Here is a 20031-nt window from a genome sequence, read left to right as displayed (position 1 = left end):
CGGCGCCCGGTCGGGGGGTCAGCCGGAGGTCAGCAGGTGGTGGGCCACGCCGTCGTGGTCGAAGTCCACCAGCACCCCGCGCAGGATGCCGTCGGAGTACTCGCTGCCCGGGTTGACCGCCAGGGTGCGGCCCAGCCGTACGTACCCCCGGCTGTCCAGCGCCCTGCCGTGCAGCGACAGCACGGGCCCGTACCGTTCGACGGCCTCGCGCACGGCGGTGCTGCCCGACGGGGCCACGATCTCCTGGCCGGCTTCCGTCCTCGGCCGCAGTTCCCCGTCCAGGGCCACCGTGGAGTCGAGTTCGGAGTCGTACGGCGGGCAGTGGGTGTGCAGGACGAGTTGGGCGCCGGCGCGGTCCACCCCGTCCAGCGCGGTGGCCAGCCGTTGCGCCAGCTCTTCCTCGGACAGGTCCCGCTCGCACTGCCACGGCGTCGCGTTGGAGTAGCCGACGCCGACCAGCACCCGGCGTTCGTCGAGTTCCACCGCCCGGCCTTCGGTGAGCAGGGCCGCCGGGGAGTCGTCGATGAGCGCGTCCAGGACCGTGGGGTCGTCGTTGCCGGCGCAGACGAGCAGCCGGACCCGGTCCTTCGGCAGCCGGTCGGCGGCCAGGTCCAGCCAGCGCCCGAGCCGCTCGGTGGCGAGCCGGAGGAACAGCGCGTCGACGGCGGCCGGGTCGTCGTCCAGCGCGGCCAGTTCGTCCTGGTCGGTGCGGAAGGCGTACGCGCCGACGGCCGCCGCCCACCGCTCGAACCGGGCGACCTCGCGCTCGGTCCGCAGCTCGACCGGGACCCCGTCGAGCGCCGCGCGCCACACCCCCGCCCGCTGGCGTACGACCGGCGCCATCTTGGTGCCGGTGAGGTTGCCGCCGAGCACCAGCACCTGTGCGTCGTAGGTCGAGGCGGCGCTCAGGAACTTGGTGAAGCAGCGGTCCGCGGCGCGCAGGTCCGTCGCGAAGTACAGCCTGGTCCCGGTCCTGCCGTTCGGCTTCATTCTCCGCTCAGCTCCTTGAACGCGGCGTCGAAGGGCAGGCCCCGGGCCAGGTGGAGCCGCCGGGCCACCCCGAAGACGACGAGGCCGACGATCCAGAACCCGGCGAAGAACAGCAGGCCGGTGGTGCCGTTGGCGCCGAGGGCGTCATTGGTGAGGAACGCGTACACCATCGCGCCGAGCATCAGCGTGGACGCCGCTCCGGCGATCACGATGAGCGGGACGCCGAGCACCCGGACGTCGGCGGCGGAGCCCCGGAACAGCCGGGGCCGTAGGTAGGGGAAGGCGATCGCGGCCACCGAGACCGTCAGGAAGGTCGCGATGAAGCCGAGGGTGGCCCCCGCCAGGAAGGTCACGTCGCCGTCGAACGTGTAGTACACCAGCGCCAGCGCGGAGCAGAGCGCGAACACGACGAGGGCGTTGACCGGGGTGCGGCGGCGGCTGTGCAGGGAAGCCAGTGCCTGCGGCGCGATCCGGTCGAACGACCAGGCCGAGAAGCAGCGGCTCATGGTGGCCGTCGAGAAGATCAGGTTCCCGATGATCAGACAGAGGAAGGAGACGTTGACGACCGTGGAGAACAACCAGCCGGGTTGGGTGAGGACCGCCAGATAGGAGAAGTCGGGGGTGGACTCCAGCGGATAGTGCTCCGGCGCCGCCGAGGAGAGGTAGTTCGCCGCGGCGAGGAAGTCGGTGCTCCAGACCCGGGTGGCGATGAGCGCCATGACGAGGATGACCGCGCCGCCGATGAGCGCCGAGCCGTAGATGGCCTTGGGCACGGTCCGCCGTACGTTCTGGACCTCGCCGGTGGTGTACGTGGAGCACATCACGAACATCGTGGCCAGGCTGATCAGCGCGACGGCCTGGACGGTGGGCCCGAACCCCTCCGGGCGGGACCGGAAGCCGGCCTGCCGGGCGGATTCGATGATGCCGTCGTACGAAGCCTGCCGGTCGACCGAGGCCACGAAGGTGTCGTGACCGGCGAACGCCAGCACGGCCAGGGTGATCAGCAGCAGGACCGCGCCGGTGTAGAACGCGGCCTTCATGAGGCGCATCGCGAACCGGGTGCCGATGATCATCGGGATGGTGGTGAGGGCGATCAGCGCCATGCCGACGAGCAGCACGACCCCCTTGTGCGACATCGCGCTGACCCCGGCCGACCAGCCCAGCGAGGCGAAGAAGCCGGAGAGGTAGACGGTGGCGAACTGGTTCACCAGCAGACCGCCGAAGAGGATGTTCCACCCGATGAAGCTGAAGTTCGCGGCGAAGCCGATCGACGGGTGGAAGACCCGGGAGACGTAGAGGTACTCGCCGCCGGAGCGCGGCAGCGCGAGTGCGAACAGGACGTAGACCGTGGCCAGCGCCAGTGCGGGCAGCATGGCCAGCACGACGGCCAGCGGCAGGTTGGCGCCGGGGAAGGTGAAGGGCACCACGACGAGCGTGGCGACGGCGGCCACGAAGTTGACGAGCAGGATGTTCCCGATGACGGCGTCGGTGCCGGAGATCTGCCGCACCACCCCGCTGGAACGTCGGACGAAGCCCTGGTGGGTGCCTCGGACCCCGGGCGCGGTGGCCCAGCGAGACGGGACGGAATCCGACGAGGCCCGATCCGACGTGGCTCGATCGCGCCTTGCGGCGGTTCTCTCGCTAGTCATGAGCGCAGACGCTAGATTGCTCAACGATCCATGTCAATGGAATCGACAAGCCAACGGGAGAACTAGGCAAATCGCCTGTTTAGCCTGCATATCAACGCCGTCAAGCCATCTTGATTGTTGAATCACATGACTCATACGATGGTTCGGTGACCCATCATGTGGCGGACAAGGCAGACGGTACGAGCAGGCCCGGCGCAGCACCCGACGGCGACGGGATCGCGTCCGCCGACCGGGTGGCCGCGAGGATCCGGGAACTGATCCTGGAAGGGGAGCTGGCGCCGGGCAGCCGGCTGCGCGAGGTGCAGCTCGCGGCACTGTTCGCGATCTCCCGCAACACGCTGCGCGAAGGGCTGCGCCTCCTGGTCACCGAGGGGCTGGTGCACCAGGAGCTGCACCGCGGCGCGGTCGTCGCGTCCATCGACGCCGCGCAGGTCCGGGACATCTACCGGGTCCGCCGGGTCATCGAACCGCAGGCGCTCGCGGCGAGCGCCCTGCGCGACGACGCCAGGCTGGAGGCCCTTGAGTCCGCCGTGGAGGCCGTCGAACTGGCCGCCGCGCAGAAGCGCTGGCGGGACGTGGGCACCGCGAGCCTCCGCTTCCACCAGGCGCTCGTCTCACTGCTGGACAGCCCGCTGTGCGACGACTTCTTCCGCCGCCTCGGCGCGATGCTGCGGCTGGCCTGGGGGGCGGTGGGCGACGAGGCCGAGTTCGAGCGGCCGTGGCCCCAGCGGGACCGCGATCTGTACGAGCTGATCAGGCGCGGCCGGATCGAGCATGCGCAGGGCCTGCTCGCCGTCTACCTCGACGACTCGGAACGCCTGGTCCTGGCAGCGCTCCGAGCATCCCGCGGCCCGGCCGACTGACTGCCGGGACGACAGCGGGCGCCAAGGGGCACTGGGGCCCCCGCGCCCGCAGGGCACAGGGGGCGGAACTGCGCGAGAAACCCACCACCGGGGCGCAGAGACCGCCGCACCCGCAGGGGAACGGCGGAGACGTCCAGACGCGCACTACCCCCGCGGCCAGCGCGGCAGCGTCAGCCCGTGCAACCCCCCGTACGCGGCGCGGCGGGGCTGTTGCCAGCCGGTGAGCAGCGCCGGGGCCGGGCGGTGGACCTCGACCCCGATCGGGTGGCAGGTGTCCAGCGGATCGCGGGCGTCCGGCCCCCACAGCGGCACGGACAGGTCGCCGCCGGGGCAGGTGGACAGCGCGCAGAGCAGGTCCGTCTCGGCGAAGAACTCGAAGTGGTCGCCCGGCCGTGCGGGGCACGGGTTCATGAAGTAGCGGTCTTCTTCGTTGAGCCCGGTGCACTGGAAGACGTTGAGCACGTCGTGCACGTCGAACTCGGTCAGACCGTGCGGCAGCACCGCCCGCACCAGGTTCGAGTGGCAGTGGAAGTCGAAGTCCACGCCGCTGAGCATGCGGTTCACATAGGGGTCGCACCGGGTGCCCAGCAGGTCGTGCACCCGGCCGCCGTCCCCGTCGCGCCCGTAGTCGGCGAGGGTGTCGTCGGTGATGGTGGCCAGCGGGCGGAGGAAGGGCAGGTTCGACCACAGCCGGTCGAAGGTGGTCACGTGCGCCGCCTGGAGCTGCCGGGTCCGCGCGGCCCACATCCGCTCCCGGGGGTCGTTCGCGTTCCAGATGTTCAGATCGCCGACCTGCGGCCCGTCCACCGTCACCAGCCGGCACAGGTGCCCGGCGGGCACCTTCCAGGCGCGGCCGGAGCGGATCGGGATCTCGAAGGAGTCGACCAGTTCCCGGTCGCCATCGGCGACCTTCCGGTAGAACTCCCGGTCCACGGCCAGCGCGCCGCCGTTCGCCCGGTATGCCGCCTCTGCACCCAATGCCACCCCTCCCCGAGTTCGCCGGGCCGGTCGACCCAGGGCTCACCGTAGCCAGTTTTGTTCCACAATCCAAGAGCACAACTGACTGGTGCCTGGCTGGCCTGGGGAAACTGGTTGCATCACTCCGTAGTTGCTGTGTCATTTCGAGAGAGGGTTGTCCCACCAAATGCGAGGGGGCGGATGGTGCGCGCTCCCGCACGGTCAGCCCGTACGGCCGACGACCAGCCACTTCGACGGCAGTTCGATCCGGGAACCGTCCTGCTCGTACTCGGTCGTCGTCAGGGGCAGGTCGCCGCCGGCGAGGACGGTGAGGCCCGCGGCCTCGAAGAGGTCGACGACGTCGGCGTCGGCGATCGCGCCCGGCACGATGCCGTGCCGGAACACGGGCTGGAGCTTCGGCGGCGGACCGTCCGGCCCCTGGGCCAGGCCGGCGAGGCGGGCGCCGGCGGCCTCGGCGAGTTCGAAGACGAAGGCGCGTCCCCGGGCGCCGACGAGGAGGGCGAGCGTTTCGACGAGGGGGCGGCGGTCCTTGGGGTCGGCCTGGTGGAGGACGCCCCGCATGTAGACGTTGCAGTCGCCGAGTTCCTCGTGGAGTTCGGCGACCGCGTCCTTGTCCACGGCGTCGATGCGGCGGAAGGATATCTCGCCCGACGGCCGGTCCCCTCCGGCCTCGACGGCGGCTCTGGCCAGGTCGATCGCGGCGGCCGACAGGTCAAGGCCCAGCACCCGGGGGAAGCGGTCGGCGAGGAAGCGCGTCTGGGTGCCGTTGCCGCAGCCCAGGTCCAGCAGGGGGAGCCCGGGGGCGTCGACGAGCGGCTCGTACAGCGCCAGGTGCAGCCCCGCGGTGAGGGTCGGATCGGCGTCCCAGATGACCTCGCCCGGCTCGTCGCCGGTGACCTCGCTCCAGAACCCTTCCCAGGCATCCTTGTACCGGCTCGTGACGCTCATGAACAGCTCCCCAGGTCAAAGACGTGACGTCAAGATCGGTGTATCGCGCTGGGGTTGTCACGGCAAGTGCACAGACGGCACCTTCGTACGAATTCGCCGGACACACACCAGATCCGACCTAACGCAATCCCGGCTCCAGGCCGACCTCGAACCACACGGTCTTGCCGTCGCCGGTGCGGCTGGTGCCCCACTCGCGGGCCAGCGAGCTGACCACCCGCAGGCCCCGGCCGATTTCGTCGCCCGGGCCTGCGTCCATCAGGGTGGGGAGGGTCTGGTCGTCGTCGAAGACCTCGCAGAGCAACGTTTCGGCACGCACCAGGCGGAGTTCGGCACGGCGGCCGGCGGCGTGCCGCACCGCGTTGGCGACGACCTCGCCGACGAGTTGTTCCACGGTGTCGGTGACGGAGTGCAGCCCCCAGTGGCGGAGCTGGCCCCGCACCAGACGGCGGGCCCGGGCGGCCTCCCGAGGCTCAAGGGACAGCTCCCAGGTGGCGACGGACTCGGCCGGGATGCCGTTGAGCCGGGCCATCAGCAGGGCAACGTCGTCCTTGCGCCCGCCGCGGGTGTTCAGGGCGCGGATGATGGTGTCGCAGGCGTCGTCCATGGACGCGGCGGGGTGGGCGGCGGACTCGCAGAGCGCGGCCAGCCCGACCCCGATGTCCTCGCCGCGGACCTCCACCAGGCCGTCCGTGCACATCACGAGCCGGTCGCCGGGCGCCACCCGCACCCGTCGGCTCTCGAAGGGCACCCCGCCGACGCCGATGGGCGCGCCCGTCGGCAGGTCGAGCAGTTCGCTGCGGCCGTCGGCGGCCCGCACCAGCACGGGCGGCACGTGGCCGGCGTTGGCGATGACCAGTTCGTGGCCGATCGGGTCGTACACCGCGTACAGACAGGTCGCGAGGTACTTCTCGCCGAGGCGCTGGGCGAGGTCGTCGAGGTTGCGCAGCAGTTGCGCGGGCGGCAGGTCGAGCGCGGCCATGGTCTGCACGGCGGTGCGTAGCTGGCCCATCATCGCGGCCGAATTCAGACCGTGGCCCATCACGTCGCCGACGACGAGCGCCACCCGGGAGCCGGGCAGCTTCACGGAGTCGAACCAGTCGCCGCCGACCCGGCCGAGGAGGGTGCCGGGGAGATAGCGGGTGGCGGTGTCGCAGCCGGCCATCTTCGGCCTGACCTGCGGCAGCATCGAGTCCTGGAGGGTCTCGGCGACGTTCTCCTGGTAGGTGTACATCCGAGCGTTGTCGAGTACGAGCCCGGCGCGGGCGGCGAGTTCGGCGCCGGTGACCCGGTCCATGTCGTTGAAGACCGGTCTCTCGGGGTGGCGCAGCAGGATCATGAAGCCGAGCACCACGTTGCGCGCCTTGAGCGGGACGACCAGCATCGACCGGCCGTTGATCAGCGGCCGGATGTCGCGCTTCTCGAACTGCGAGGCGATGGCGGTGCCCATCTGCTCGCTGATGCGGGGCACGAGGACCGGGGACCCGCTGGTCATGCACTGGAAGAAGGGGGTGTGCTCGGGGAACGGCATCGACTCGCCCACCGGCACCACGTCGTCCCAGCGGCCCGGCTCGTCGACGTGTTCCACCGCGACCCGGTGCCACAGGGTGGTGGCGTCGGGCGGGCCGTCGGGGAACCCCTCGCCGGCGATGACCTGCTCGCGCAGGTAGGTGCCGGCGACGTCGGTGAAGCGCGGCACACAGGCCGCGCTAACCTCCTCGATGGTGCGGGCGAGGTCCAGGGAGGAGCCGATGCAGCCGCTGACTTCGTTGAGGAACTCCAGCCGTTCGCGTACGGCGGCGTATTCGAGGTCGTCGTCGAGGGCGGTGCGGTCGGCGCGGTCGACGGGGAGGCCGGCGGCCACGGCTTGCTGGGCGGCGCGGCGGCGGGCGAGGCGCTCCGCGTACCGGGCGACGCCCCAGTCCGCGGTGACGGGCACGCGTTCGCGGTGGCTGAACTCCAGGACCGGATAGCCGAGTTCCAGGACCTGGTCGACGATCCGGGTGGCCTCCTGGACGCTGGTGCTCGGCAGGATCTCGGGGAGGCGGCGGGCGAGTTCTTCGACGTCGGGGAAGTCGGCGGGGAGTCCGAAGGCGGGGGTGACGCGTTCGCCGCCGACGGGGACGTCGGCGTCCGGCCCGTCGACGGCGGTGAGTTGGGCCGCGTCGGCGGCGAGGACGAGCAGCCGGGCGCGGCCGGTGCCGACGAGGGGGTAGGCCCACCACAGCACCTCGGCTCGTCCCCGGGCCCGGCCGGGGACGGGGATGCGGGCGCAGCCGGCGGTCGGGTACGCGGTGCGGCCCCGGAGTGCGGGCCCCAGACCGGGTCCGATGCCTTCGCGCTCGTGGACTGCGCCTTCCCCGGCTGTGAGTTCGTCGGCTGCGAGTACGTCGGCGTCGCCGAAATCGGCGTCGGACGCGGGGGCGGTGCCGAACTCGACGTCGGACGCGGGGGCGCTGCGCGGGACCGGGACCGGGAGCAGTTCCGTCGCGTGCCGCCCCACCGCCTCTTCCCGGGCGGCGCCGAACAACCGCCGCGCGCCGGTCGACCAGTGCGACACCAGGCCGTCGCCGTCCACGACGATCACGGCAAGCGGAATCCGGCCGGCCGCGGCGAACTGCCGCGGCACTCTCGGCGGAACGCCACTGTCCATGGGTGGAGGGCTCCTTCCCCGCCGCGGGGCTGCGCGGCTGTCACCACCGTACGGGGCGTGGCACTCGGTGTGTGGCGCAACAGCCGAATAGGTCGTGCGCCGGCGCAAACCGGGTGGTGCCTCCGCCCCGACGGTGCCGTGCGCGCCCCGTCGTCGCTGCCGACGGGGCCCGCACCGCTCGGTCAGTCCTCGTGTCCCAACTGGAGGTCGCGCTCGGTGCGACCGCCGCCGGCGACCTGGAGGACGGTGGCGACGGGCGGGTAGCCGGCCGCGATCACGGTGTACTCGCCCGACGACAGGTCGACGAAGCGGAACGTGCCGTCGGCCCCGGTGGTGAGGGTGTCGACCACGTTGCCCGCGGCGTCCAGCAGGGTGACCCGGGCGTCCTCCACGGGCCGGCCACCGCCCGCGCGCACGGTGCCGCGCAGCACCGCGCCGCCGGCGAGTTCGATGTCCTGCCGGGTCTCCCGGGACGCCTGCACGCTGACCGGCAGGGCCGCGGGCCGGAAGGCGGGGGCGCTCGCGGCGAGGGTGTACTCGCCCGCGACGAGTTCGGTCATCACGTAGCCGCCCTCGCGCCCGCTGCGCGCGGTGGCGACGACGTCGCCGCGGACGTCGGTGAGGGTGACGGTGGCGTCCCGCACCGGCAGGCCGTCGGCGGTGAGTACGGCGCCCGCGAGCCGGCCGGCGCCGCCGAGGACGACGTCGAGGTCGACGGGGCGCTCTCCGACGGTGACGGCGACGGCCTGGGGTTGGTGGCCGCCGGCCGCCGCGATCATCACGTACGCCCCGGGCCCCGGCACGCTCAGCGCGTACCGCCCGTCCTCGCCGCTGGCGCCGCGGCCGATCTGCTGCCCGCGGACGTCGATGAGGGTCAGCGCGGCGCGGGGCACGGTCGTGCCGTCGTGGTGCAGCACCGCGCCGCAGACCGGGACGCCGAAGACGGGCGCGGGCGCGCTGCGGGCCGACGGCACGGAGGCGACCGGGGCTGCGGCGTAGGCGGAGGGGTCGAGCGCGGAGGTGTCGTAGCTCTCGGCGGTCGGGACGTTCTGGGACACCAGTGGTTTCTCCTTGAGGAAGAAGGCGAGGACGAGGCCGAGCAGCAGCACGGGCACGAGGAAGAGGAAGATCCGCGGCATGGCGTCGGCGTACGCGTGCACATAGGCGTCGCGCACGTCGGGCGGCAGTGCGTGGACGAGTTGCGGCGTGATGGACTCGGGGTCCAGTCCCTCGGGGAGCCCGGCACCATCGGGCAGCCGGTCCGCGAGCGCGTCGGCGAGCCGTTGGGCGAAGAGGGTGCCGAAGACGGCGGCACCGACGCTGCCGCCGATCTGCCGGAAGTAGTTGTTGGCGCTGGTGGCGGTGCCGAGGTCGGCGGGGCGTACGGAGTTTTGGACGGCGAGGATCAGCACCGGCAGCACCAGGCCGATGCCGACGCCGAGGACGGCCTGCCAGCAGCTGTACTCCAGCCGGGACGTGTCCGTCTCCAGCCGGGACAGCAGCCACATGCCGATCGCCGAGAGCAGCCCGCCGAGGATGGGGTAGGCCCGGTAGCGGCCGGTGCGGCTGATGAGTTGGCCCGAGACGACGGAGGCGATGACGACGCCGGCCATCATCGGCAGCATCAGCAGCCCGGACTCGGTGGCGCTGGCGCCGTCGACCATCTGGAGGAAGGTGGGCAGATAGCTGGCCGCGCCGAACAGGGCGACGCCGACGACGGCCCCGATGAGTCCGGAGACGTTGAAGACGGAGTCGCGGAAGAGCCGGAGCGGGATGAGGGGTTCGGCGGCGTACGCCTCGACGACCAGGAACAGCAGGGCCGTGACGGCGGCGCCGGCGGCGAGCCCCAGGATGGTGCCGGAGCCCCAGGCGTACTCGGTGCCGCCCCAACTGGTCAGCAGCACCAGACAGGTGGAGGAGGCCGCGAGCAGCAGCACGCCGAGGACGTCGAGGCGGGCGCGGGCGGTGGGCTTGGGCAGCTTGAGGACGAGGCTGACGACGACCAGCGTGACCAGGCCGAACGGCACGTTGAAGTAGAAGCACCAGCGCCAGGAGACGTGGTCGGTGAAGAAGCCGCCGAGCAGCGGACCGGCCACGGAGGCGAGGCCGAAGGCGGCGCCGATGAGCCCCATGAAGCGTCCGCGGTCCCGGGCGGGGACGATGTCCGCGATGATCGCCTGCACCCCGATCATCAGGCCGCCGGCGCCCACGCCCTGGAGGGCGCGGAAGGCGATGAGCTGGTCCATGGTGCGCGACCAGCCGGCGAGGGCGGAGCCGATGACGAAGACGACGATCGCGAACTGGAAGACGCCCTTGCGCCCGAAGAGGTCGCCGAGCTTGCCGTAGATCGGCAGGCCGATGGTGGAGGTGAGCAGGTAGGCGGTGATGGCCCAGGACATCCGGTCCAGGCCCTGGAGTTCGCCGACGATCTTCGGGAGCGCGGTGGCGACGATCATCTGCTCCAGCGCGGCCAGCAGCAGCGCGAGCATCAGGGCGAAGAAGACCAGACGCACCCGGCGGGGGCTCAGCGGATCCCCGGGCGGCGGCGGGGGCGCGGGCGCGCGGGGCCCGCCGCGGTCCGGCGGCGCGGCCTGCTCGTCCTTCACCAGCGTGCTGCCGCCCACGTATCGGCTCCCCTTCGTCAACCCCGTCAATTCCCCCGCGCGGCCCTTGCGCGGGCGTCATTGTTCACATTCACCGTGAAGGAGGAGCAACCGGCTTTGACGGCCGGAGAAGGGGGCGGGGCGGCGGCCCAACTGCCTTTGCGAAGACGCTTGTCAAGCGCTCATCAGGGGGTTTTCCCGCGGCCCGTGGTGCGCGGGGCGCAGCCCGACACCGCGGGGAAAACCACTCGAACCGGTGAGCGTCCCGGCCTTCGCCGAACGGTCGGGTGACGGCCGCCCGGCAGCGGGGGAAGGGGTGCGCGGGGGTGCGCGTCAGCCCTTCTCGACCTCGGCCGCGAGGTTGGCGAGCACGCCGTCGTAGATGCGGGCGAGCCCCTTGGGGGCGAAGGTCCGCTCGAAGAAGCCGCCGATGCCGCCGGCGCCGTTCCAGACGGTGGTGACGACGGCCTTGGAACGGCCGTCGCCGGCGGGGGTGACGGTCCAGGTGGTGACCATGGAGGAGTTGCGGTCCTTCTCGACGAGCTGACCGTCGGTGGGCTCGGTGACCTCCAGCAGACAGTCGCGAACGCGCTTGCTGGTGGCCTGGAGCCGCCAGTGGACGAGGGTGCCCTCGCCGTCGCCGCCCTCCCGGACCTCGTACTCGCTGAAGTGCTCGGTCAGCAGCTTCGCGCGGGTTTTCTCGTAGTCGGCCAGGGTGTCGAACACCGTCTCCGCTTTGGCCGCGATGATCCGTTCCGTCGTGGCCTCGACCTGCGCCATTGCTGTTCCTCCAGCGTGTGGTGGTTCAAGGGGTGCCGCTAGCCAACCACCTCGCCCCCGCGGACCCAAATCCGGGGCCGGCAAGGGCGGCGAGCCGGGTGGCGGAGGGCGGCGCGCGGGCGCCCCCCGACGATCAAGGGAACATGTGTTCTATTCTCATGTTCACGCTGTTCGACGGAACGATCCAGGAACGACCGAGGAGGCGACCCATGCGCTGGGACCATCTGACCGAACGCCCCGGCCCCGCCGGGGGCGCCGCCCTCTTCGCCGCGTCCGCCGTGACCACCAGGACCTTCGACACCCCCGAGTTCCGCGGGATCACCTTCCACGAGGTGCGGGCCCGCTCGATCCTGAACCGGGTGCCGGGGGCGTCCCGGATGCCGTTCGAGTGGACCGTCAACCCGTACCGCGGGTGCACGCACGCCTGCGTGTACTGCTTCGCCCGCAAGACCCACGACTACCTGGACCTCGACACCGGCCTCGACTTCGACTCCCAGATCGTGGTCAAGGTGAACGCCCCCGAACTGCTGCGCCGACAACTCGCCTCCCGGCAGTGGCAGGGCGCGCACGTCGCCATGGGCACCAACGTCGACTGCTACCAGCGCGCCGAGGGGCGCTACCGCCTGATGCCGGGGATCATCGCGGCCCTGCGCGACCGCGCCAACCCGTTCTCGATCCTCACCAAGGGGACGCTGATCCTGCGCGACCTGGACCTGTTGGTGCAGGCCGGCGAGGTGACCGAGGTCGGCATCTCCGTCTCGGTGGGCTTCGTCGACACGGCCCTGTGGCGCACCGTCGAACCGGGCACCCCCTCGCCGCAGCGCCGCCTCGACGTGGTCCGCACCCTCACCGACCACGGCATCGGCTGCGGCGTGCTGATGGCGCCCGTGATCCCCTTCCTCGGTGACGAACCCGAGCAGTTGCGGGCGACCGTGCGGGCCATCGCCGACGCCGGTGCGACCTCAGTGACCCCGCTCGTGCTCCATCTGCGCCCCGGCGCTCGCGAGTGGTTCACGGCGTGGCTGGCCCGACACCACCCGCGACTCGTGCCCCGGTACGAGCGGTTGTACGCGGCCGGCGCGTACGCCCCCACCTGGTACCAGCGCCGGATCACCCGGCAGGTGCACGAGTTGGCGGCGGAGTTCGGCATCGGGCCCGCGGACCGCGGAGCGCCCCGCCGCATCAGTCGGCCCGCGCCCCCGACGGACCGGGGATCGGCACTGCCCGACGGCCGGCCGGACCGCGAGCCCACCCAGCTCACGCTGCTCTGAGCACGGCCCGGCGGACCGACCGCGGAAAATCACGGGCCCGCTCGGGCGCGGTTCGGTGACCATGAGCCGATGGAGATCGACATCAGGGAAGTCACGGCCGAGGACTGCACCGCCGTCGCGCTCGTGCGGGTACGGAGCTGGCAGCACGCCTACCGCGGGCTGGTGCCGCAGCCCTACCTGGACGCGATGAGCGTGCCCGAGGAGTCGGCGCGGCTGCGCGAACGTCTCGACGCCGGCCGGGGCACCACGACCCACCTCGTCGCCGAGCGCAACGGCACCGCCGTGGGGTGGGGCTGCACCGGCCCCGGAAGGGACGACGACGCCACGGCGGGCGAGAGCGAGCTGTACACCCTCTACGTGCTGCCGGAGCACCTGTCGACGGGCGTCGGCCGCGCACTGCTGACCCGACTCACCGCACGCGCGACGGCCGGCGGCGCCGACCGGATGCGGCTGTGGGTGCTCCGGGACAACGCACCGGCCCGCCGCTTCTACGAGAAGGCCGGCTTCGCCCCGGACGGCGGCGAGGGCCGGTTCGCGATCGAGGGCACCCCGATCCACGAGGTCCGCTACGCACGCGACCTCGCGGCGTAGCGGTCCCCTCCGTGGCGGTACCGCGCATTCGCCCGTGCGACGGGCCGTGTTCGTTGCGGCTGCGGTCCGGCAGTGGGGGTTCGCCCGTGCCCGCAGGGCACAGGGGGCGAACCGGCGCGAACAGCCCACCACCGGCCGGTGGAGACCAACGCGCCCGCAGGGCAACGGCGGATGCGTCCAAGGCCCGAGGGAGCCTCACGGTCCCGCTCAGTCCACCCGCAGCCAACCGCGCTGCCCGTGGTCGTACGCATGAACCGGCGCGCCGCGCACCCCCGTCGTACGGAACGGGCGTCCCCGGTCGTCGACGCGCGCGGTCCCCGAGCGGTCGCCGCTGCTCCACTCAAGCTCCAAGTACCACGTGCAGTCGCACCGCACGGCCCGGGCGTCCACCAACAGGACCTCCGGGTCGCCCTGGGACACCGCGTAGGGGAACGCGACGGCCGGCAGGGGGGCGTTCCCGTCGTGGCCGGGCACGGAGCGGGCCACCGGCCGCGGGCGGTCGAGGTCGACCGCGAAGCTCCGGGGCGTCACCGAACCCCCGCACCCCGTGTCCATCCGGTACACCTCGCCCCGCGGCACCGACGTGCGGCGCGCGTCGACGCGCACCCGCAGCCCGTGCAGCACCACCGCCTGGTCGCTCTTGCCCTGCACGGTGATCCGCGCCAGGGTCTGCCCGCCGTGCAGCGCGTCGAGCGCGCCGGCCCACTGCGCGGCGCCCTCCTCGGCGGGCGGCGGCGGTACGTCCGACGGCGCCCGGTCGATCAGATACGCGTGGTCGCAACCGGCGTTCCACACGTGCTGGTTGACCTGCACGGTGAACGGGACGGCGACGTTCCCGCGGGCACCCCCGCCGCTCCCGCCGGCGCCGGCCGCGGGCCCGCCGGCCTTCGACGGACCGGTCCGCGGGGCGGTCCGGGGGTCGGTCCGCGCAGCGCCGTCGCGGCCGGCCGCGACGGACACGGACGGTGCGGCCGAGGCGCCCGCGAGCGCGGAAGCGGACGGACGCGGGCCACCGGGCGGCGGGAACACCCGGCCGTCGGGCTCCACCGCTTCGCTGCGGGTGCGGTCCGCGGACGGCGCGGTGCGCTGTTCGAGCGTGGCGAGCAGGGCGAGGCTCACCGCCAGCACCGTCGCCGCTGCGCCCGCGTAGGCCGCGCGCCGGGTCACCCGGCGCCGCGCGGGGCGACGGGCGGGATCGACCGCGAGGACCACGGTGTCCGACGGCAGCAAGGCGGCGGTGCCAGCGGACAGTTGCGGCTGCGGCTGCGGCTGCGGCTGCGGCTGCGGGGCCAGCGGAACCGGTGCGCTCGACGGGTTCTGCGGGGCCGGTCTCCGTTCCCGGCCCGCCCGGGTCGTTGCCGCCTCAACCCGGAGCGTGCGCTCCGCGTCCGCCCGTACCCACGCGCCGTGCAGTTCGACCAGCGCCTCCCCCGAGCAGCCGCAGAGCCGGGCGAGGCGTTCGACCGGGGCGAACTCCTGCGGGACGGTGGCGCCGGAGCAGTAGCGGTGGAGGGTGGACGCGCTCACGCCCACCCGGCGCGCCAGCGAGCCGTAGCTGCGGCCGGAGCCCTCCCGCAGCTCGCGCAGGCGCCGGGCGAAGTCGCGTGCGCACTCGGTGCGGTCGACGCGCTCGGCGTGGCTCGCGTGGCCGGATCGCTCCGTGTGATCCATGCGCTCGGCGCCCTCCGCCCCCGCCTTCCCCGCTGCCCCCACGTCCCGCTCCCGTCCCGTCCCGTCGAACGCCCCGGGGCGCCGTTCCACCCCCTCACGTCCTCCCACGTCACACGGGGTGGAACGGTTCCATGACGCCAGGACCGGGTGGAACGCTTGTCGGTGCCCGGGCACGTGCGGAAGCTGGGAAGCGCTCCACCTCGACCGACCACCGAACTACGGGGGACCACCATGAAGTTGCTCCGCACCGCCGCCATGACCACCGCGGCCCTCGGCCTCACCCTGACGTCGCTGTCCTGGGCCACCGCAGCGCCCGCGCCGAAGTTCCTCGCCGCCGCCGAACTGCCGCCCGCGCTCACCCCGTGGACCGCGGGCCCCGTGGCGCCGGGTCTGCCGGCGGACTTCTGCACCGGCACGACCGCACCGCAGGCCAGCAGCAAGCACCGGCTGTACTCGACCGAACTGGACGCCAACGCGCGCCAGACCGTCACCGTCGCCGCCAGCGAGGCGAAGGCGAAGGTGCTCGTGATCCGGCTGCGCGCGGCCGTCGAGAGCTGCTTCGACCGGATGAAGCAGGAGAATCCCAACGTGGACGGAGAGGCGCTGTACCACGGCAAGCTGCCCGTCGAAGAGGGCGCGCACGTCTACAGCATCGACAGCTTCGACCCGGTGGGCGGCTCGAACGACGTCGCGCTCTACTCGGTCGGGCGGGACGGACGGACCGTGACGGTCGTGGCCTGGGGCCAGTTGGGCGACCTCGAAGACGCCGCGCTGAACGGCTTCCAGCAGACCGCCCGCACCTCGGTGACCAAGCTGTACTAGCCGTACCGCATTGCGTCGTACGGCCCCTGCGCCCCAGACCGGAACAGGGGCCGTACGAGCACGTCAGCGCGGAGGCGAGTCAGCGCGCCAGTCGAGCCAGCGCCGCTTCCGCCGGCGCGGTCAGCCGGGGGTGCGCCCGGGCCGCGGTCAGCACCTCGCGGCCCCGCTCGTCGCCGAGCGCCCCCAACCCCTCCACGCACGCCAGCGCCAGTCGCCAGTACGGATCGCCGGGGCCGAGCCTTCGTCCGAGCACGGTGATCAGCGCCGGTACCGACTCGGGCGCCCGCAGCCGGATCAGCAGCCGGACCGGCACCAGCGCGTAGGCGACCCGCAGTTCGTTCGTGGCGAGCGCCGCCGCGGCCCGCGGCGTCCGCGGGTCGGCCAGTCGGTACAGCGCGTGCGCAGCGGACACGCAGCGCTCGGGGTCGCGGTGGTTGAGCAGCAGCACCAGCGCCTCGAAGGCCCTGCGGTCGCCGGCGCAGCCGAGCCGGAACGCGGCCAGCTCCCTTGCCCACAGCGGGCGTTGGCGGGCCGTGAGGACGTACGCCAGCTCCTCACCGTCCTGAGTCACGAGCAGCCGCTCGTACTCCGTCGAGCCCCCCGACTCGGCCCGCAGCCGTCGGGCCAGCGTCCGTAACTCGTCGTCCATGACGATCAGCGTATCGACGCCCCGCAACACCGCGTGGCGGTACCGCGACCCAGATCACACCGAAGGGGCAGGACGAGGGCCTGGCGCGCTCATTACCCGCCGGTTAACCTCAGGTGAGCGGGCAACCCCCGCTTCCCGTACGGAATGCACGGTGAGCGCCGCGCTCCGTGCGGGTGCACGAAGCCGCGACGGCCTGGTGACGCAGCCGTCGCGCGTGCCGTCGGTTCGGCGCACAACGACGCGTGGATTGCCCGCGCGTTCATGTACGGCGGGAGTTCGGGACAGCGCCCGCCGCCCTTTCCAGCACCATGCTCCGCTCCACGACGGGCACCTGCCGTCGCCCGGTGCGCGGCCCCTCCACGTGGCCCGCGCCCCGGTGCACGCGCGCCCCCGTCGTCATTCGTCGTCACTCACCCTGGAGTTCCCCATGGGCACCCCTCTTCGCTCCATCGCCGTCGTCGGCCTCGGCACCATGGGCACCGGCATCGCCGACGTGCTGCTGCGGGCCGGCCGCGAGGTGGTCGGCATCGACGTCAGCGAGCCCGCCGCGCGCCGGGCCGTCGCCGCCCTCGCCGCCACCACCGCGCGCGCGGTGGCGCGCGGGCACCTCTCCGAGACCGAGCGCCGTGCGGCGCTCGGCCGCTTCCGCACCTCCGTCGACCTGCGCGCCGCGGCCGGCGCCGACTTGGTGATCGAAGTGGTCACCGAGGAGTACGAGACCAAGCGGCGGGTCTTCGCGGAGTTGGACGACGTCGTCCGCCCCACCGCGATCCTGGCCACCGGAACGAACGCGCTCTCGGTGACCCGGCTGGCGGCCGAGTCGCGCCACCCGGAGCGGGTGCTCGGGATGCACTTCTTCAACCCCGCGCCCGCGATGAAGCTGGTCGAGGTCGTCTCCTCGGTCCTCACCGCGCCCGCGGCCGTCACCGCGGTCACCGAACTCGCCCGCGCACTGGGCAAGGAGCCGGTGGCGGTGGGCGACCGGCCCGGCTTCGTCGCCGACGGGCTGCTGTTCGGCTACCTCAACCAGGCGGCGGCGATGTACGAGTCCAAGTACGCGTCCCGCGAGGACATCGACGCCGCCATGAGGTTGGGCTGCGGGCTGCCGATGGGCCCGCTGGCGCTGCTTGACCTGATCGGCGTCGACACCGCCCGCACGGTCCTGGACGCCATGTACGCCGACTCCCACGACCGGCTGCACGCGCCCGCGCCGATCCTGCGCCAGCTCAGCGACGCCGGGCTGACCGGTCGCAAGGCGGGCCGCGGCTTCTACGCGTACGCCTCGCCCGGCAGCGCCGAGACCGTGCCGGACGCGCTCACCCCGGGTCCGGTCGCGGCCGGGGCCGGACCCGGCACCCCGCGCGAGGTCCGCTCGGTGGGCGTGGCCGGCTCCGGGACGATGGCCGCCGGCATCGCCGAGGTGTTCGCGAAGGCCGGCTACCCGGTGGTCATCGCGGCGCGGTCGCCCGAGAAGGCCGAGGCCGCCGGGGCGCGGATCGCGGCCTCCCTCGCCCGCTCCGTCGACCGGGGCCGGCTCACCGCCGCGGCCCGGGACGCGGCGCTGGCCAGGATCGTGCCCGCGGGGTCCCTCGACGCCTTCGCCGACGTGGACCTGGCACTGGAGGCGGTCGCCGAGGACCTGGAGGTCAAGCGGGAGCTCTTCGGCACGCTCGACAAGGTGTGCAAGCCGGGCGCGGTGCTGGCCACCACCACCTCGTCGCTGCCGGTGGTGGCCTGCGCCCGGGCGACCTCCCGCCCGCAGGACGTGATCGGGATGCACTTCTTCAACCCGGCGCCGGCGATGAAGCTGGTCGAGCTGGTGCGTACCGTCCTCACCTCGGACGAGGCCCATGCGACGGTCCGCGCCGTGACCGCGACGATCAAGAAGCACCCGGTCGACTGCGGCGACCGCGCCGGCTTCATCGTGAACGCGCTGTTGTTCCCGTACCTGAACAACGCGGTGAAGATGGTGGAGCAGCACTACGCGACCGTCGACGAGATCGACGTGGCGATCAAGCTGGGCGGCGGCTATCCGATGGGGCCCTTCGAGCTGCTGGACGTCGTGGGGCTCGACGTGTCGCTGGCGATCGAGAAGGTGCTGCACCGGGAGTTCCGCGATCCGGGCCTGGCCCCGGCGCCGCTGCTGGAGCACCTCGTCGCCGCCGGCTGCCTGGGCCGCAAGACGGGGCGCGGATTCCGTGAGCACGTCGGCCGCTGACCGCCGGCGCGAGGGGCGCCCGCGGGCTCCGCAGCCGCTGACCGCGGGCGCACTCCCCTGCACGGATGCAGTACTTTCAGGGCATGGCCCAGCCCGCTGATCCCCGTCGTCGACCGTCCCGCCCGCAGCCCTCCCCGGACGCCCCGGAGAGCGCCGCGGGCACCCGAGCGGCCGCCCAGCGCCTCAAGATGCGCCGCGAGCTCGCGGCGGCGGCGATGGAGCTGTTCGCGACCAAGGGGTACGAGGAGACGACCGTCGACGAGATCGCGGCGGCGGCCGGGGTGGCCAGGCGGACCTTCTTCCGGCACTTCCGCTCCAAGGAAGAGGCGATCTTCCCGGACCACGACGACACCTTGGTGCGCGCGGAGGCCGTGCTGAACGCGGCGCCGCCGCACGAGCGCCCGTTGGACACGGTGTGCCGGGGCATCAAGGAGGTCATGCGGATGTACGCGGCCTCCCCCGCGGTCTCCGTGGAGCGCTACCGCCTCACCCGCGAAGTGCCCACGCTCCGGGAGCGGGAGATCGCCTCGGTCGCGCGGTACGAGCGGCTGTTCACCCGCTATCTGCTGGGCCACTTCGACGAGCGGGACCACCACGACGGCAACGACGATCCGCTGCTGGCGGAGGTCGCCGCGTCCGCGGTGGTCACCGCGCACAACCACGTGCTGCGGCGCTGGCTGCGGGCGGGCGGCAAGGGCGACGTGGAGGCGCAGCTCGACCACGCCTTCGCGATCGTCCGCGACACCTTCGGCTCCGGGATCGCGGCGGGCCGCGCCCAGGTCGAGACGACCGTGCTGACGCCGAGCACCGCGACTGCGGCCGCGCCCGCCGGGGCGAAGGGGAAGGACGCGCACGAGGTGGTGGTCGCCGTGGCGCGGACGGACGCGCCGCTGGACGACGTGATGCGCACGATCGAGCGCGCCCTCCAGAGCCGGGGCGCAGCCCGCGCCGCCGGCTCCGACCACGCCTGACCCGACCCGGCCCGACGATCAATGCGCCCGCTCTTGGGCGGGGTTGATCGACGCGACTGTCTCTGCGGGCGGGTGGCGGGGCGCCCGCGCAGTTCCGCCCCCTGTGCCCTGCGGGGCACGGGGGCACCCCCGCCCTCGGCCCCAGCGGGCCTGGGGCCCCAGCGCCCCTGTTCCACTGCCCCCGCATTTTCGTCTGCAGGCCCAGGCAGGGGGTTTTAGGGGCGCGGGGAACTGCGCGAACAGCCACCCACGGCCCGCAGACGTCAACGCAACTCGCAGGGCTACGGCGAGTAAGTTTCAGGGGCGCTGGGGTCCCCCAGGCCCGCTGGGGTCGAGGTGGGGGTGCCCCCGTGCCCGCAGGCACAAGGGGAGGAACT

General features: G+C 72.9%; 15 protein-coding genes. 6 read left to right on the top strand and 9 right to left on the bottom strand.

Features of this window, described 5'->3' with window-relative positions; translation table 11 throughout:
• Positions 1-18: 18 nt before the first annotated feature.
• Both ACH4E8_RS31655 and ACH4E8_RS31650 read right to left on the bottom strand, forming a co-directional pair.
• Positions 19-990, bottom strand: coding sequence for a hypothetical protein (locus ACH4E8_RS31655; protein ID WP_398454816.1), 972 nt, complete (start codon positions 988-990; stop codon positions 19-21).
• The gene (locus tag ACH4E8_RS31650) at positions 987-2501 is read right to left on the bottom strand and encodes an APC family permease (protein WP_398454815.1); all 1515 of its coding nucleotides are present in this window, start codon (positions 2499-2501) and stop codon (positions 987-989) included. Before ACH4E8_RS31650 ends, ACH4E8_RS31655 begins: the two co-directional genes overlap by 4 nt.
• A gap of 284 nt (positions 2502-2785) precedes the next feature.
• On the opposite strand from ACH4E8_RS31650, the gene ACH4E8_RS31645 reads away from it, so the two are divergent.
• Positions 2786-3502, top strand: coding sequence for a GntR family transcriptional regulator (locus tag ACH4E8_RS31645; protein WP_398454814.1), 717 nt, complete (start codon positions 2786-2788; stop codon positions 3500-3502).
• 144 nt (positions 3503-3646) lie between these two features.
• On the opposite strand, the gene ACH4E8_RS31640 is transcribed toward ACH4E8_RS31645, so the two are convergent.
• The 5 genes from ACH4E8_RS31640 to ACH4E8_RS31620 form a co-directional block, all read right to left on the bottom strand.
• On the bottom strand, positions 3647-4486 hold the full coding sequence (locus ACH4E8_RS31640; RefSeq protein ID WP_398454813.1) for an urea carboxylase-associated family protein: 840 nt from the start codon (positions 4484-4486) through the stop codon (positions 3647-3649).
• A gap of 195 nt (positions 4487-4681) precedes the next feature.
• Positions 4682-5428: a methyltransferase domain-containing protein gene (locus ACH4E8_RS31635; protein ID WP_398454812.1), complete on the bottom strand. Its 747-nt coding sequence runs from the start codon at positions 5426-5428 to the stop codon at positions 4682-4684.
• A 118-nt stretch (positions 5429-5546) separates the two neighbouring features.
• Positions 5547-8078, bottom strand: a complete 2532-nt coding sequence (locus tag ACH4E8_RS31630) for a SpoIIE family protein phosphatase (protein ID WP_398454810.1) — start codon at positions 8076-8078, stop codon at positions 5547-5549.
• A 182-nt stretch (positions 8079-8260) separates the two neighbouring features.
• The gene (locus tag ACH4E8_RS31625; protein ID WP_398454809.1) at positions 8261-10702 is read right to left on the bottom strand and encodes an MFS transporter; all 2442 of its coding nucleotides are present in this window, start codon (positions 10700-10702) and stop codon (positions 8261-8263) included.
• A gap of 312 nt (positions 10703-11014) precedes the next feature.
• Complete coding sequence (locus tag ACH4E8_RS31620) at positions 11015-11461, bottom strand: SRPBCC family protein (protein WP_398454807.1); 447 nt, start codon at positions 11459-11461, stop codon at positions 11015-11017.
• Between the two features lie 209 nt (positions 11462-11670).
• Here ACH4E8_RS31620 and ACH4E8_RS31615 point away from each other — a divergent pair, with 209 nt between their 5' ends.
• Positions 11671-12732, top strand: a complete 1062-nt coding sequence (locus ACH4E8_RS31615) for an Rv2578c family radical SAM protein (protein ID WP_398454806.1) — start codon at positions 11671-11673, stop codon at positions 12730-12732.
• Positions 12733-12801: 69 nt separating this feature from the next.
• A complete protein-coding gene (locus tag ACH4E8_RS31610; RefSeq protein WP_398454804.1) occupies positions 12802-13323 on the top strand; it encodes a GNAT family N-acetyltransferase in 522 nt (173 codons plus the stop codon).
• Positions 13324-13530: 207 nt separating this feature from the next.
• Here the strand turns inward: ACH4E8_RS31610 and ACH4E8_RS31605 are convergent, their stop codons facing one another.
• Complete coding sequence (locus ACH4E8_RS31605; RefSeq protein ID WP_398454803.1) at positions 13531-15084, bottom strand: helix-turn-helix domain-containing protein; 1554 nt, start codon at positions 15082-15084, stop codon at positions 13531-13533.
• 141 nt (positions 15085-15225) lie between these two features.
• Between ACH4E8_RS31605 and ACH4E8_RS31600 the strand changes: the two genes are divergently transcribed.
• Complete coding sequence (locus ACH4E8_RS31600; protein ID WP_398454802.1) at positions 15226-15816, top strand: hypothetical protein; 591 nt, start codon at positions 15226-15228, stop codon at positions 15814-15816.
• A gap of 79 nt (positions 15817-15895) precedes the next feature.
• Here ACH4E8_RS31600 and ACH4E8_RS31595 read toward each other — a convergent pair whose 3' ends face one another.
• Complete coding sequence (locus ACH4E8_RS31595; protein WP_398454801.1) at positions 15896-16465, bottom strand: adenylosuccinate lyase; 570 nt, start codon at positions 16463-16465, stop codon at positions 15896-15898.
• Positions 16466-16892: 427 nt separating this feature from the next.
• Here ACH4E8_RS31595 and ACH4E8_RS31590 point away from each other — a divergent pair, with 427 nt between their 5' ends.
• Complete coding sequence (locus ACH4E8_RS31590) at positions 16893-18683, top strand: 3-hydroxyacyl-CoA dehydrogenase family protein (RefSeq protein WP_398454799.1); 1791 nt, start codon at positions 16893-16895, stop codon at positions 18681-18683.
• 83 nt (positions 18684-18766) lie between these two features.
• A complete protein-coding gene (locus tag ACH4E8_RS31585; RefSeq protein ID WP_398454798.1) occupies positions 18767-19654 on the top strand; it encodes a TetR family transcriptional regulator in 888 nt (295 codons plus the stop codon).
• Positions 19655-20031 lie beyond the last annotated feature (377 nt).

Origin of the sequence: Streptomyces sp. NPDC017979, assembly GCF_044328175.1 — a bacterium.
In the GTDB taxonomy this organism is placed as follows: domain Bacteria; phylum Actinomycetota; class Actinomycetes; order Streptomycetales; family Streptomycetaceae; genus Streptomyces.
The sequence above is the reverse complement of the archived record's forward strand: the minus strand, read 5'-3'. Positions and strand labels throughout refer to the sequence as shown.

Bases quoted from the DNA above. Each gene is read 5' to 3' on its own strand.
- ACH4E8_RS31620 (WP_398454807.1), bottom strand. From the start codon at position 11,461: ATGGCGCAGGTCGAGGCCACGACGGAACGGATCATCGCGGCCAAAGCG.
- ACH4E8_RS31615 (WP_398454806.1), top strand. From the start codon at position 11,671: ATGCGCTGGGACCATCTGACCGAACGCCCCGGCCCCGCCGGGGGCGCC.
- ACH4E8_RS31590 (WP_398454799.1), top strand. From the start codon at position 16,893: ATGGGCACCCCTCTTCGCTCCATCGCCGTCGTCGGCCTCGGCACCATG.
- ACH4E8_RS31655 (WP_398454816.1), bottom strand. From the start codon at position 990: ATGAAGCCGAACGGCAGGACCGGGACCAGGCTGTACTTCGCGACGGAC.
- ACH4E8_RS31610 (WP_398454804.1), top strand. From the start codon at position 12,802: ATGGAGATCGACATCAGGGAAGTCACGGCCGAGGACTGCACCGCCGTC.
- ACH4E8_RS31635 (WP_398454812.1), bottom strand. From the start codon at position 5,428: ATGAGCGTCACGAGCCGGTACAAGGATGCCTGGGAAGGGTTCTGGAGC.
- ACH4E8_RS31630 (WP_398454810.1), bottom strand. From the start codon at position 8,078: ATGGACAGTGGCGTTCCGCCGAGAGTGCCGCGGCAGTTCGCCGCGGCC.
- ACH4E8_RS31595 (WP_398454801.1), bottom strand. From the start codon at position 16,465: ATGGACGACGAGTTACGGACGCTGGCCCGACGGCTGCGGGCCGAGTCG.
- ACH4E8_RS31600 (WP_398454802.1), top strand. From the start codon at position 15,226: ATGAAGTTGCTCCGCACCGCCGCCATGACCACCGCGGCCCTCGGCCTC.
- ACH4E8_RS31585 (WP_398454798.1), top strand. From the start codon at position 18,767: ATGGCCCAGCCCGCTGATCCCCGTCGTCGACCGTCCCGCCCGCAGCCC.